The following is a 13,026-nucleotide window of genomic DNA, read 5'->3' as shown; positions in this document are numbered from 1 at the left end:
GGCGGCGCCGGCCCCGATGGTCAGCGGGCGGCGCGGCGGTACTGCACCGGCCACAGGTCGGTGCCCTCGACGCCGAGCTCCGTGGCGGCGCGCAGCGGCCAGTGCGGGTCGCGCAGCAGCTCGCGGGCCAGCAGCACCACGTCGGCGGAGCCGTCGGCCAGGACGTCCTCGGCCTGCTTCGGCTCGGTGATCAGGCCGACGGCTCCCGAGGGGATGCCGGCCTCGGTGCGGATGCGGCGGGCGAACGGCACCTGGTAGCCCGGCCCGACCGGGATGTCCGCGGGCGCGTTGCCGCCGGTCGAGGTGTCGACGAGGTCGACGCCCTCCTCACGGAGCAGCGCGGCGAGGCGGACCGTCTCGTCGGCGGTCCAGCCGCCCTCGAGCCAGTCGGTCGCGGAGACCCGCACGAGCAACGGCACGCCGGCGGCGACCCGCCCGCGGACCTCGCGGACGACCTCCAGGACCAGCCGGACGCGGTCGTCGAACCCGCCGCCGTACTCGTCGGTGCGGTGATTGGACAGCGGCGAGAGGAACTCGTGGAGCAGGTAGCCGTGCGCGGCGTGCACCTCCAGGACGTCGAACCCGGCGGCGACCGCGCGCTCGGCGGCGTCGCCGAACGCGGTCACGACGCGGCGGATGCCGGCGGCGTCGAGCTCGTCGACGTCCTCGCGGAGACCGGGGTACGCCGCCGCCGACGGCCCGACCGGCTGCCAGCCGCCGTCGGTGTCCGGGACGCCGCCGCGGCGGCCGTCGAAGCCGGAGTGCGTCGACGCCTTGCGGCCGGCGTGCGCGAGCTGGATGCCGGCGGTGGCGCCCTGGCCCTTGACGAAGGCGACGATCCGTGCCCAGGCGGCCTGCTGCTCGTCGTTCCAGAGACCCGTGTCGTCGGGGGAGATCCGCCCCTCGGGCACGACCGCCGTGGCCTCGCTGATCACCAGCCCGGCGCCGCCGCGGGCGAACGAGCCGAGGTGCACGAGGTGCCAGTCGTTCGGGACGCCCTCGACCGCGGAGTACTGGCACATCGGCGCCACCCACACCCGGTTGCGGACGGTGACGTCGCGGAGGGTGATCGGGGTGAAGAGCTGGCTCACGGGGTGCTGCCTCCTGCACGGGGTCGCGGATGGTCCACGTGCCCCAACCCCGGGCGCCGCCGCGGGATTCCGACGCTCCCTCGACGTCCGGCTAGCTCCCGCCGCCGATCCACTGGTTCGTGGTCATGCGGTCGGCCGGGCTCGACTGCTTCCGGGCGCGGTGGCGCTGGGCAGCGGCAGCGGACCGGCGCACGCCCGCTGCGGCGCGGCGGGCGCCGGCGAGGGCCGCGTCCTTGCCGGCGTCCTTGCCGGCTTCCTGCGAGGCCTGGGTCGGGCGCCGGCGTCGGAAGGGCCACATGCCTCGAGGCTACGCCGCGCGACGAGGCGCGGGCTCTCAGCCGCCGCCGGCCGGGAGCGCCTCGAGCAGGACGTCGGGGTGGTCGCGGGCGGTGACCTTGGCGCGCCACTGGTCGACGAAGAGCGCGAGGTGGGTGCCGTCGCTGCGCTGCAGGATCTCCACGCCGCGCATGCCGGCCAGTGCCTCGGCGCCGGCGGCGTCGGTGCGGCGGGCGAGCTGGTAGTCGAGCCGGCTGAACCGGATGGGGGCGTTGAACTCGTTGGTCATCCGGTCCTCGACGACCTCGAACTGCATGGGACCGACCGCCGCGAGGACCGGGTTCTGGTCGCCGCGCAGGTCGGAGCGGAGCACCTGGACGACGCCCTCCTGGTCCAGCTGCTCGATGCCGCGGCGGAACTGCTTGTAGCGGCCGATGTCTCCGGCGCTGGCGGTCACGAAGTGCTCGGGGGCGAAGGTCGGGACGGGCGGGTACTCGATCGGCTCGCCGACGTAGATGGTGTCGCCCACGCGCAGCGCGGTGGCGTTGACCAGGCCGATGATGTCGCCGGGCTCCGCGGTCTCGACCGACGTGGTCTCGCGGCCGAAGACCGCCTGGGCGAACTTGGTCGCGAACGGCCGGCCGGTGGCGGCGTGGGTGACCACCATGCCGCGCTCGAAGGTGCCCGAGACGACCCGCGCGTAGGCCAGCCGGTCGCGGTGGGCGGCGTTCATGCCGGACTGCACCTTGAAGACGAACGCGCTGAAGTCGTCCGCCACGCGGCGTACCGACCCGTCGACGCCCTCGGCGGCGCCGGGGGCCGGGGCCAGGTCGAGCAACAGGTCGAGGAGCTGGGCGACGCCGAAGTTCTGCAGGGCGGAGGCGAACATGACCGGGGTCGTGCGGCCGGCGAGGAACGCGTCCTGGTCGTGGTCGGCCTCGTCGAGGCCGAGCAGCTCGTGCTCCTCGACCGCGTCGGTCCACACGTGCGCGTCGTCCTCGCCGACCTCGTCGGGGGAGAGCCGGACCTCGGGGGCGCGGGTGGCGCCGCCGGCCGTCCGGGTGTACTTCACGAACTCACCGGTCCGACGGTCGAGCACGCCTCGGAAGTCGCCCGCCTCGCCGACCGGCCAGGTCAGCGGTGTGGGGCGGAGGCCGATCTTCTCCTGGATGAGGTCCATCAGGCCCAGCGCCGAGAGGCCGGGGCGGTCCCACTTGTTGATGACGGTGATGACCGGGATACCGCGCAGCGCGCAGACCCGGAACAGCTTGAGCGTCTGCGGCTCGAGCCCCTTGCCCGCGTCGACGAGCATCACGGCCGAGTCGACCGCGGACAGCACCCGGTAGGTGTCCTCGGAGAAGTCGCTGTGGCCAGGGGTGTCGACCAGGTTCACCACGTGGTCGCGGTAGACGAACTGCAGCGCCGCCGAGGTGATCGAGATGCCGCGGGCCTTCTCCATCGCCATCCAGTCCGACACCGTCGCGCGCCGGTCGCCCTTGCCGTGGACGGCGCCGGCCTCGTTGATCGCCCGGGCGTGCAGCGCGAGCGCCTCGGTCAGCGTCGACTTGCCCGCGTCGGGGTGGCTGATGACGGCGAAGGTACGGCGGGGGCGGGAGTCGGGCACGCCGAGAACCTAACCGCCGCGGGGCCCGACGTCCGTTTCGGCACCGATGCGCGGGCGCCGCGGCCGTCGTGCACGATGTGCGCATGCATGATGCGCCGGCACTGGACGTCCAAGCGCTCCTGGACGCGGTGGAGAACGCCTCGCCGGCGGCTGCGGTGACCACCGCCGCCCGACACCTCGCGGACGCGGTCGGGGCGCAGGAGGTGGCCTTCTGGATCGCCGACGCGGCCGGCCAGGCACTGCTGCGGATCCACGACGGCGAGCGGCTGGACGTGGAAGGGACCCCGGCGGGCGCAGCGTGGCGCGAGCAGCGCGTGGAGCGGGACGGGTCGTGGTGGGTGCCGGTGACGGTGCGCGGCGACGCGCAGGGGGTCCTGGAGGTCTGCTTCCAGGGCGATGCCGCCACCGACGGCATCACGGACGGCATCACGGGCGGGGGCACGGACGGGGGCACGGACGGGGTGCTCGCGCACGTCCGGACGGTCGCGCACCTCCTGGGCTACGTCATGGTGGCCAACCAGCGGCACACCGATGAGTACGAGACCGGTCGGCGCTCGGAGTCCTTCGAGCTGGCGATGGAGATCCAGCGACGGCTGCTCCCGCAGGCCTACGTGTGCGAGGGAGGGTCGTTCACGCTCGCCGGGTGGTTGGAGCCGAGCAGCAGCGCCGGCGGCGACACCTTCGACTACATCGCCTCCCCGGACCGGCTCACGGTCAGCCTGATCGACGCGGTCGGTCACAACGTCAACGCGGCCCTGCTGGCGACGCTGACGGTCAACGCCATGCGCAAGGCACGCCGCGACGGCGGCGACCTGGGTGCCCAGGCGCACGCGGCGGACGTGGCCCTCACGCAGCATGCCCAGGAGGAGGAGTACGCCACCGGCGTCATCCTCGAGCTGCCGCTGGGTGACGGGCCGGGCCCGCTGCCCGTGCGGGTCCTCAACGCGGGCCACCCGCCGATGCGGCTCGTCCGGGGAGGCGCCGTCACCGTGGTCGACGTCGCCCCCGATCCGCCGTTCGGCCTGGACTACGGGCGGGACCGGAAGGCGTTCGGCAGCCACACCCTCGAGCTGAACGCCGGCGACCGACTGGTGCTGCTGACCGACGGCATGTACGAGCAGTCGGCCGCGACGTTCGAGCTCGACGACCACATCGCCCGCACCAGCGGCCTCCACCCCCGCAACGCCGCGCAGGACATCGCGCGCGCCTTCCGTGACCACGTGCACGGGCAGCCGGAGGACGACGCGACGTTCGTCATCCTGGACTGGCACGGCGGCACGACCTCGCGGGAGACCGACGGCGGGTCCGACCTGACCTGACCCGGACCTTCCCGACCCTCAGGGGGTCTGCGCCGATCCTCGGCGTGCCTGCGCCACGAGCGCATCCAGGACTCCGCGGGCCGCGGGGCCGGGCACCCAGGAGCGCGGCCAGGTCGTGGTGCCCCACGGCTCCGGCACCTGCAGCTGCCAGGTCCCGCACACCGGCCCGAGGGCCACCCGCTCGCCCCGGGCGGTCAGTCCGACGAGGGACACCTGGGTGGCGTCGGGGCAGCTGCGGAACGCGATGCGGGGGAGCTCGCCGCGCAAGTCCTCGCGGAGCAGGTGCAGGTCGGCTGCCGGCACCGGTGTGCCCCGGGCCCCGTCGGCCGTGTGCACGCACAGCACGGCCTGCTCGATCTCGTCGGGTCGCGCGACGGCGGACGCCCGGGTAGGTCCGTCGCAGGCGATGATCCGGACCTTTCCGGGACCGGGGCCGGCGTCGGTGGCCGGCGCGCCCTCGCCCTCGCCCTCGCCCTCGCCCTCGCGCTGCGCGCGCAGCAGCGCGGCGTACTCCTCCAGCAGGTCGTCGGCGCCGCGTCGCTGGTCGGGGCCGACGATCACGAGCCGGCAGCCGTACAACGCGCCGGACACCTGGTAGCGGTCACCGTCGGGGTAGCCGAGGACGAGGCGGTAGCCGTACCCCAGCTCCTGGGTGCACGCGAAGCCGTCCTCGGGCACAGGAAGCTCGTTGACGGCGTCGACGAGACGGTCGACCCCTAAGGTCAGGGCCTCGGGCGGCACCTCGAGCCGGTGACCGTTGCCGGGGCACAGCCGGGCCGAGGTCGCGCCCTGCGGGACGGCGTCGGGCACGCCGTCGCGGGGCTCGTCGAAGAAGTCCGGGTCGCGGGGACCAGCCGGTGCCGGAGGGCATTCGTCGGCCGCGACCGGGGCGTCGACCGCCGACCGGTCCGCAGGGCCGCCGGTCAGGGACGTGGTCACGACGGCGCCGGCCACGACGGCGGCCGCCGGCCCCGCCGACCAGGACCGTGGTGCGGAGGCGGGCCGCCGCTCGTGCCCTGCGCACCGCGCCGGCGGCTCGGCCGGGTGCCGGGTGCGGATCGGGGACCACCGCGTGGAGCTCCTCGCGGAGCCACTCCTCGTCATCCACCTGCGTGCTCCTCTCGGGCGACATGGGGTGAGGAGCACAGGATCCGGAGCGCTCGCGAGGCCTGGCTCTTGACCGTGCCGACGCTGATGCCGAGCACGTCGGCGGTCTCGCGCTCGGTGAGGTCCTCGAAGTAGCGGAGCACGACCACCGCCCGCTGACCGCGGGGCAGCGCCGCCAGAGCGATGACCAGGTCCAGCCGCGCGCTGCTGTCGGCCCCGGGCGTGGGTCCCTCGGGAAGGTCGGCGGTGGGACGCTCGCCGCGCCACTTCCGCCGCCACCACGAGGCGTGGGTCGTGAACATCGCGCGGCGGACGTAGGCCTCGAACGCCTCCGGGCCCACGCGGTCCCAGGCACGCCAGCTCTTGCCCAGCGCCGTCTGGACCAGGTCCTCCGCCAGCTGGTGGTCGCCGTTCAGCAACCAGGCAGCGCGCCACAACGCGTCGCCGCGCGCCGCCACGAACCCCTCGAACGTGACGGCGCGCTGCTCGCGCCGTGCTGCCGCCGGCTCGTCCACCGTGCTCCGCTCCATCCGCCACGCTCCTCAGCCACCAGGACCGGCTGAGCCGCCCGAAAGGTTGTCACGCCGGTCGCGTCCGACCTGGCGAGCCGGCGCGTCGGGGGCTCAGACCGCGCGCAGCAGCTCGTTGGTGAACCAGCCGCGGCGGTGGTGGCCACCGCGCTCGTGCTTGCTCACCACGATGCCCACCTCGAGGTCCAGGGCGAGCTCGACGTGCGTGGGCAGGACGCCGAGCGGCGGGGGAGTCCAGTCGTCTCCGTGCTCGAGGCGCTCGGAGACCTCGGAGAAGACCAGCGGGCAGCAGGAGCAGACGGGGTCGTAGCCGTCGACCGCGCGGGCCGTGAAGACGACCACCGGCCGCCCGAAGAGGTCGCTCCGGCGTACGTCGCCGATCTCGACGCCCGCGGTGAGCTCGTGCGGGTCGAGCATCGCCGACCACAGGTAGTTCGTCGCGTAGGGCTCCAGGGGTCGGACGTCCCAGGACGACGACGGGGCTTCGTGCTCGCGGATGCGCCGACCGTCGTCGAGCACGACGGCATCGAGCTCGCCGTGCCGGAGGGTGGCGTGCACGTCGAGGTAGTCCGAGCGGTGCACGAGCTCGAGCTCTGTCCACCGCTCGTGGGCGGTGGCGGCCAGGCGCCGCACGTCCTCGGGGGTCATCCCCGCAGCCTAGGCAGGGCGGATCGGTCAGGGCCGCAAGCGGGTCGTCGCTCAGACGAGCAGCGCGGTGCGCACCAGCTGCGCCACAGCCTGCGAGCGGCTGTGCGGCGGCCACGCGACGACCGTCGTGATCGACGGCGCGTCCAGCACGGGCACCGCGACGACGTCGTCGCGCAGCTCGCTCCGGGCCGACTCCGGTGCGAGGAAGTACGTCCGCCCCAGCGAGATCAGCTGCAGGAGCTGGGTGTGGTCGCGGACCTCCGGCCCCGGCCCGTCGGGGTGGCGCCCGTCGGGCCCTGGCCAGCGCGGCACCGGCAGGTCGATCCCTGCCAGGTCGGCCATGCGCAGCACGCGGGCAGCGGTGAGCGGGTGACCGGACGGCAGGATGACCACCTGGGTCTCGGTGACGAGCTCCTCCGCGTCCAGGCCGGAGAGGTCGTCGTACGGCGCGTGCAGGATCGCCACGTCGGCGCGGCCGGTTCGCAGCAGCCGCTGCTGCTCACCGGGTCCGCACAGCGCCACGTCGACGTGGACGGCTCCGGGCTCCGCGGCGTACACGTCGAGCAGCTTGGCCAGCAGCTCCCTCGACGCCCCCGCCTTGCTCGCCAGCACGATCGTCGGGCGCCCGGTGGAGGCAACGGCCGCGCGCCGGGTGCGCTGCTCGGCGGCCTCGACCGCGTCCAGGGCGGCCCGCGCCTCGTGCAGCAGGACGGCGCCGGCCGCGGTGAGCGTCACCGAGCGGCTGGTGCGGTGGAGCAACGGCGTGCCGAGCCGGCGCTCGAGCTGGCGGATGGCGCGGGAGAGCGGCGGCTGGGCGATGCCCAGACGCTCCGCGGCGCGGCCGAAGTGCAGCTCCTCCGCGACGGCGACGAAGTAGCGCAGCTCCCGGGTCTCCACGGGCGCGACCCTAGCCCGCGCGGGCGGCGTGACCGATACCGCTGAGGTATCGCTCCTGACCAGAGCGGTGTTGGACCGCCCGCCTCTGCCGCCGCACGGTCGAGACATGACGGAGAAGAAGGTCGCCCTGGTCACGGGCGCGAACAAGGGTGTCGGGTACGGGATCGCGGCGGGCCTCGGCGCCCTCGGCTGGCGGGTCGGGGTGGGAGCGCGCGACGCCACCCGGCGCGAGCAGGCGGTCGAGCGGTTGCGCGAGGCGGGTGTCGACGCCTTCGGCGTGCCCCTCGACGTGACCGACGACGCCAGCGTCACGGCCGCTGCGCGGCAGCTGGAGGAGGTCGGCCGGCTGGACGCACTGGTCAACAATGCCGCGATCACCGGTGCGCGGGAGCAGGCGCCGACCACCGTCGAACTCGACATCATCCGCACCGTCGTCGAGACCAACGTGATCGGCGTCGTCCGGGTCACCAACGCGATGCTCCCGCTGCTGCGAGGCTCGTCCGCCCCGCGGATCGTCAACGTCTCCAGCGGTGTCGGCTCGCTGACCCGGCAGGCTGGCCCGAACGGGGAGGATCTGCTCGGTCCGATCGCGGCGGCGTACGCACCGTCGAAGACCTTCCTCAACGCGGTCACGCTGCAGTACGTCCGGGAGCTCGCCGGGACGGGCATCAAGATCAACTGCGCGTGCCCCGGGTACGTCGCCACCGATCTCAACGGCTTCCGCGGCACCCTTACCCCCGAGCAGGGCGCCGCGACGCCCATCCGCCTCGCCACTCTGCCCGACGACGGCCCGACGGGCGGGTTCTTCGAGGACGCCGGCGTCGTGCCGTGGTGATCCGTCAGCCGTGCTCGCCAGCGGCGCCGTCGAGCACCAGGGTCGCCCGGTCCCGGGGGCGGCACGTCGCGAGGTAGAGCCGCTGGTCGACGTATCGCCTCATCGAGGGGTGCCTGGAATGGCGCTGGCTCGCGTCGCGCAATGCCATCCGGCGCGCGGTCCCGGTGAACGGTACGTCGAGCAAACGTCGACCAGTCCGACGTTCGACGTCGACGGCGGCGGCCACCGCGAGCAAAGCGCCGGGTGCCCCGCGGGCCGGCGCACGGCCCGGCCGGCTCCGACCCACAAGGTCGCTTGCAGGCCACAGCCGGTGAGCGACGCCAGCGCGAATCGCTCGACGCCGGCGGCCACCTCACCCACGGCTTCCGCCCGAACATCAGCGGCGGCGGTACGGCATGATCGCCACGCCGGCGACGGCCGCCATCCGCCTGCGAACGACCGGCAACAGACGACTGACGATGATCGCCCAGGCGCCACGCCGTCGGACCAGGTCGGTGGCCCGCTCCCAGTGTCGGCGGCGGTCGAGGCTCGCGCCGAGGGTCACCGTCAGCAGGAGTGCCGCGCGTCGCTCGTCCGCGACGACATCCCACCAGGCGCCGCTCCCGAGGGGTCCGGACGAGGGGCCGGGGTTGGGTCCGACGCCGGTCGGTCGGCGCGGGTGCCCCGGCCCGACCGGTCACCACCCGGTGCCCGCGCAGCCACCACAACGCGAGCAGGCGGTCGCGTCCGGCGTACGGCGGGAGGTGCGGGCAGGCGGAGAGCGGGCGGCCGGCCCGGGCGGCGAGCACGCCGTCGTGCCAACCCTCCAGCAGGAACTGGCGTGTGGTCCGCGGCGGGGGGTGGTGCTCCGTGGTCACTGCGCCGGGACCTGTCCGGGACGCCAGCGGGGACCTGGGCGGGGACGCCGGCGGGACGCGCGCAGGAGGCCGCTGGGGCCGACGTAGGGGGAGGGGCCGTAGCGGGCCATCGTGTCGACGAAGCCCCACTCGGGGAACACCCGCGGCGGTGCGGGCGGGAAGACGACGTGGACGACGAGCGGGGCGCCGGTCTGGAGGAAGACCAGGTTGCGCACCCAGCGGTACTCCGCGAGCGATCGCCGGAGGAGACCCCAGACCAACGGCCGTCCGGCCACCGCGCTGCGGGCGGCCGGACGGGCCGGTGGGCGGTCGTGGTCACGGCGTACGGCGAGCCGCGCTCAACCAGCCTGGCCGGCGGTGGTCGCCGCCAGCGCCGCGCCGTCGGAGTCGGCCGGCTTCTTGGGTCGCTCGGGCACGTGGCGCGGACCCATCGGCGCGTGCGGGCGCGCACCGGGCCGGTTGAGCCAGCGGTCGACCACCAGGTAGTTCAGCGCCAGGCCGACGGCGCCCCAGATCGCGATGACCAGGAGGTTGCCGCCCACGCCGGTCCCGTCGAGGTAGACGATCGAGCGGGCCAGGTCGACCGCGGCGGGCAGCGGCAGCACGTCGGCGAGCGGGCGGAAGAAGTCCGGCACCATGTAGATCGACAGCCCGCCGCCGGAGGCCGGCACACCGGCCAGCATCACGACGATCATCACCGGGACCAGCGCGCCGAGGCCGCCGACGCGGATCAGGACCGCGCTCGCCCAGGCGACGGCGAAGACGGTCACCGTGCCGTAGCCGATGAGCTCGAGCGCGTGCCCGTTGACCGCGCCGATGAGCACGTCGTAGAGGAACCACAGCCAGATCGAGATGCCGAGCGACCACCCGGCGACCAGCGGCATCAGCTGGCGGGTGCGGGTGAGGTCGGGTGCTCCGCCCCGCATGACGGCGAAGAACAGGAACCCGGCCATGATCCAGCCCATCCCGACGTACATGCTGTTGCTGCCGCCGGTGTCGTCGTCGGTCAGCGGCGCGATGTCCTCGGTGGCGAGCTCGCTCCCGCCCTCGGCCGCCACGGCCGAGAACATCTGGACCACGGTCGACTGCTGGCTGGCGCCCGCGCCGGCGGCGGTGACGAGGGTCGGGCTCCCGCCCTGCGCGGTCGGCACGACGTACGCCGCGACCAGGTCCTGGCTGCGGATGAGGTCGACCGCCTCGTCCTCCGAGCCCACCACCTCCAGGTCGAGGTAGTCCCCGAGACCGGGTTCGAGCTGGTCGACCACCTCGCCGGCGGCGTCGGCCGGGCCGACGACCGCGACCGGCATGTCGTGGATGTCGGGCTGGTGCATCGACAGGCTCATCAGGGTGACGACGGTGACGACGATGCTCAGCGGGAAGAGCGCCACCGCGACCAGGCGCCGGCGGTACGGCGCGACCGGTCCGCCCGACAGCGCCGGGAGCGGGGCGTCCGGCTCGGTGTAGAGCGGGCCGCCGACGATCATCGGCCCGGAGCGGCGCTCCTTGAGGAACGCCAGGCCCGCGCCGGCGACCAGCCAGCCGGCGAGCGTCAGCACGTGACCCCAGAAGCCGGCGCCGTCGAAGTAGATCGCCGAGCGGAGGGCCTCACCGGCGGCCGGCAGCGGGAGCACCTCGTGCAGCCACTGGAGGAACCCGGGCATCGTGTGGACCGAGAGGGCGAGGTTGGACGCGGGTACACCGAAGACGACCAGCAGGAGCATCCCGAGGAGCACCGCGAACGGGCCGAGGACCTTGGTGAACAGCAGCTGGGTGGCGCCGACCGCGGTGACCGCGAGGGTGCCGACGCCCAGGAACAGCGGGTAGTGCCCGTCGACGGCACCGACGAGCGGACCGAGGATCAGCCAGATCAGCGAGCTGGTCAGCGCGCCCCAGCCGACCGCGATCGGCAGGAAGCGGCGCACGCGGAGCAGGTTGGGCGTGCCCAGCAGCATGGCGCTCAGCGGGACGTAGCCGGCGAGCATCATGCCCATGGCGGCGAACAGGACCATGGTCCCCGAGCCGTCACCCTCGGGGAGCGGCTCGAGGTCGACGGTCTCCACCTGCCAGGACTCCGCCACCGCGGCCGCGCCGAGAGCACGGTCGACCAGCGACGCCTGGGAGGCGCCGCCGGCCATGGCGCGGTAGACCGTCGCCGTCGCGCCGCGCTCGGGGACGGCGATCGCGCCGGCGATCTCCTCGTCCGCGACGAGGTCCTCGACGTCGGACTCGTCGGCCACACGACGTACGTCGAGGGCACCGTCGGACTCCGCCTCGAGCCGGTCGGCGAACCGCTCGGCGGCCGCGCCCTCACCGACGACGGCGACCGGGAGGTCGCGGGGCTGCGGGTCGTGCATCGTGCCCATGTACGTCGCGTACATCATCGTCACGATCAGGAACGGCATCACGAACAGGGCGGCCATCCGGCCCTTGCGCTCGGCCGGGGTCTCCGGCGGAGGCGGCGGGTACTTCGCGTCCGTCGCGGCCGGGCTGTTCGCCCCGCTGAGGTCTTGTCGGTCGGTCATCGTCGGCGGGTCCTGTGCCTCTCGCGCGGCCGCTGTGTGTGTCGGCGTGCCGCTGGTCGTCCTCGTGCCCGGATGCGGGCTCGCCGTCGATAGTAAGCCACATGGCGTAATACGCGGAAAACGCTAGGGTCGGGGCTTCTCCTGCCGCCGATCGAGAGGGAGCCATGCCGCGTCCGGACGCCCGGGTGCCCCTGCTCGACGCCGCCGAGCGGCTCTTCGCGGAGCGGGGCATCGCCACGGTCTCCGACCGCCAGGTCGCCGAGGCCGCCGGCAACAGCAACCACTCCGCGGTGCGCTACTACTTCGGCGGCCGTACCGGCCTGGTCGAGGCGCTCCTCGAGCGCCACCGCGCCGCGGTCGAGCCCGCCCAGCAGCAGATGTTCGCGGAGTCCGACTCCCTCCTGGGCGACGTCCGCGCGCTCGTCATCCCGTTGACGGACTCCTTCGCAGAGCTCCCGACGCCGTCGTGGCGCGCGCGGTTCCTGCGCCAGGCGTTGAGCGACCCTACGACCACCGACCTGATGCGTGCGGGCACCGGCCGGTTCCCCACCTCCGGGCGCATCGTCGTCTCGGCCGCCGAACGGCTCGCGCACCTCGACCGGGGCGTCGTGGAAGGACGCGCCCGGCTGACCGTGCACCTCATCACCACCGCCTGCGCCGAGATCGAGGAGCGGGCCCAGGTCTCGGGGGAGCCGCCGCGGTGGCGCGACGCCGGCACCTTCCTCTGCGACGCGGTTGGCGGGCTGCTGCAGGCCCCGGTCACGGCGGCGTTCCACGTCTGAGCCGTCGTGCCACCATGCGTGGGGTGGGCGACGAGGAGCTCGACGACAACGACGTGCCCGACCTGATCTGGCAGCGGGCGGTGCACGCGCCCCTGGCCGGGGCGGGATCCGGGCCCGGAGACGTCGCGCTGGCGGACGTGCTGCTCGTCCACGGCACGGTGATGAACGGCGGCCTGCTGCACGCGGCCACGGAGTCGTTCAGCCCCGAGGAGCTCGACGCGGCCGAGCCCGGCTTCCGCTGGCTCGGCCTCGGCGGTGCGGCTGAGGCCCTCGCCGAGACCCGGCGCGCGGCGCGGAAGGTGGGCGACGACCTGGCGGCGGCGGAGGAGCTCGAGGGGCGGGCGGACGCGGCGTACGACGCGGCGGTGCCCGACGACGACGCGACGCTGGAGCAGGCGATGCGGGCGCGGTACGCCGCGTCGCCGGGGTCGTTCGCGCCCGTCGACGACGAGCTGGACATCGACACGGGCTCCGAGCAGACCGGACCGCTGCGGCGGTTCTTCCGGCGCCGGCGGTGACCGACCGGCATCCGTCGAGG

At 74.3% G+C, this 13,026-nt stretch carries 13 protein-coding genes; 4 read left to right on the top strand and 9 right to left on the bottom strand.

What is annotated here, in order from left to right:
• Window positions 1-20: 20 nt before the first annotated feature.
• From H7344_RS12035 to H7344_RS12025, 3 genes are all read right to left on the bottom strand, one after another.
• Window positions 21-1,091, bottom strand: a complete 1,071-nt coding sequence (locus tag H7344_RS12035) for an NADH:flavin oxidoreductase/NADH oxidase (protein ID WP_186346272.1) — start codon at window positions 1,089-1,091, stop codon at window positions 21-23.
• A 91-nt stretch (window positions 1,092-1,182) separates the two neighbouring features.
• Complete coding sequence (locus tag H7344_RS12030) at window positions 1,183-1,389, bottom strand: hypothetical protein (RefSeq protein ID WP_186346271.1); 207 nt, start codon at window positions 1,387-1,389, stop codon at window positions 1,183-1,185.
• Window positions 1,390-1,425: 36 nt separating this feature from the next.
• Window positions 1,426-2,991, bottom strand: coding sequence for a peptide chain release factor 3 (locus H7344_RS12025; RefSeq protein WP_186346270.1), 1,566 nt, complete (start codon window positions 2,989-2,991; stop codon window positions 1,426-1,428).
• Window positions 2,992-3,074: 83 nt separating this feature from the next.
• Between H7344_RS12025 and H7344_RS12020 the strand changes: the two genes are divergently transcribed.
• A complete protein-coding gene (locus tag H7344_RS12020) occupies window positions 3,075-4,310 on the top strand; it encodes a PP2C family protein-serine/threonine phosphatase (protein ID WP_186346269.1) in 1,236 nt (411 codons plus the stop codon).
• 18 nt (window positions 4,311-4,328) lie between these two features.
• On the opposite strand, the gene H7344_RS12015 is transcribed toward H7344_RS12020, so the two are convergent.
• The 4 genes from H7344_RS12015 to H7344_RS12000 all read right to left on the bottom strand — a co-directional run bounded on the left by H7344_RS12015 (window position 4,329) and on the right by H7344_RS12000 (window position 7,492).
• On the bottom strand, window positions 4,329-5,249 hold the full coding sequence (locus H7344_RS12015; RefSeq protein ID WP_186346268.1) for a hypothetical protein: 921 nt from the start codon (window positions 5,247-5,249) through the stop codon (window positions 4,329-4,331).
• 161 nt (window positions 5,250-5,410) lie between these two features.
• Window positions 5,411-5,947 carry a SigE family RNA polymerase sigma factor gene (locus H7344_RS12010; RefSeq protein ID WP_186346267.1) on the bottom strand — a complete coding sequence of 179 codons (537 nt, stop codon included), beginning with the start codon at window positions 5,945-5,947 and terminating at the stop codon, window positions 5,411-5,413.
• A gap of 93 nt (window positions 5,948-6,040) precedes the next feature.
• Entirely contained in the window at window positions 6,041-6,595 is a 555-nt protein-coding gene (locus H7344_RS12005) for a hypothetical protein (RefSeq protein WP_186346266.1), read from the bottom strand.
• A gap of 51 nt (window positions 6,596-6,646) precedes the next feature.
• Window positions 6,647-7,492 (bottom strand): LysR family transcriptional regulator, encoded by an 846-nt coding sequence (locus H7344_RS12000; protein ID WP_308423357.1) that lies wholly within the window; start codon window positions 7,490-7,492, stop codon window positions 6,647-6,649.
• A gap of 106 nt (window positions 7,493-7,598) precedes the next feature.
• Between H7344_RS12000 and H7344_RS11995 the strand changes: the two genes are divergently transcribed.
• On the top strand, window positions 7,599-8,327 hold the full coding sequence (locus H7344_RS11995; RefSeq protein ID WP_186346264.1) for an SDR family oxidoreductase: 729 nt from the start codon (window positions 7,599-7,601) through the stop codon (window positions 8,325-8,327).
• An 853-nt stretch (window positions 8,328-9,180) separates the two neighbouring features.
• Here the strand turns inward: H7344_RS11995 and H7344_RS11990 are convergent.
• Both H7344_RS11990 and H7344_RS11985 read right to left on the bottom strand, forming a co-directional pair.
• Window positions 9,181-9,459 (bottom strand): phosphatase PAP2 family protein, encoded by a 279-nt coding sequence (locus H7344_RS11990; RefSeq protein ID WP_186346263.1) that lies wholly within the window; start codon window positions 9,457-9,459, stop codon window positions 9,181-9,183.
• Window positions 9,460-9,522: 63 nt separating this feature from the next.
• The gene (locus H7344_RS11985) at window positions 9,523-11,706 is read right to left on the bottom strand and encodes an ABC transporter permease (protein ID WP_186346262.1); all 2,184 of its coding nucleotides are present in this window, start codon (window positions 11,704-11,706) and stop codon (window positions 9,523-9,525) included.
• 164 nt (window positions 11,707-11,870) lie between these two features.
• On the opposite strand from H7344_RS11985, the gene H7344_RS11980 reads away from it, so the two are divergent.
• A complete protein-coding gene (locus H7344_RS11980; RefSeq protein WP_186346261.1) occupies window positions 11,871-12,488 on the top strand; it encodes a TetR/AcrR family transcriptional regulator in 618 nt (205 codons plus the stop codon).
• A 23-nt stretch (window positions 12,489-12,511) separates the two neighbouring features.
• Window positions 12,512-13,006, top strand: a complete 495-nt coding sequence (locus H7344_RS11975; RefSeq protein WP_186346260.1) for a hypothetical protein — start codon at window positions 12,512-12,514, stop codon at window positions 13,004-13,006.
• Window positions 13,007-13,026 lie beyond the last annotated feature (20 nt).

The sequence above is a fragment of the Nocardioides deserti genome (assembly GCF_014266025.1).
Classification (GTDB): domain Bacteria; phylum Actinomycetota; class Actinomycetes; order Propionibacteriales; family Nocardioidaceae; genus Nocardioides; species Nocardioides deserti.
This window is presented reverse-complemented; position numbering and strand designations above follow the sequence as displayed.

Coding starts and splice junctions, on each gene's coding strand:
- H7344_RS11985 (WP_186346262.1), bottom strand. CDS start 11,706: ATGACCGACCGACAAGACCTCAGCGGGGCGAACAGCCCGGCCGCGACG.
- H7344_RS12030 (WP_186346271.1), bottom strand. CDS start 1,389: ATGTGGCCCTTCCGACGCCGGCGCCCGACCCAGGCCTCGCAGGAAGCC.
- H7344_RS12010 (WP_186346267.1), bottom strand. CDS start 5,947: ATGGAGCGGAGCACGGTGGACGAGCCGGCGGCAGCACGGCGCGAGCAG.
- H7344_RS12020 (WP_186346269.1), top strand. CDS start 3,075: ATGCATGATGCGCCGGCACTGGACGTCCAAGCGCTCCTGGACGCGGTG.
- H7344_RS12005 (WP_186346266.1), bottom strand. CDS start 6,595: ATGACCCCCGAGGACGTGCGGCGCCTGGCCGCCACCGCCCACGAGCGG.
- H7344_RS11995 (WP_186346264.1), top strand. CDS start 7,599: ATGACGGAGAAGAAGGTCGCCCTGGTCACGGGCGCGAACAAGGGTGTC.
- H7344_RS11980 (WP_186346261.1), top strand. CDS start 11,871: ATGCCGCGTCCGGACGCCCGGGTGCCCCTGCTCGACGCCGCCGAGCGG.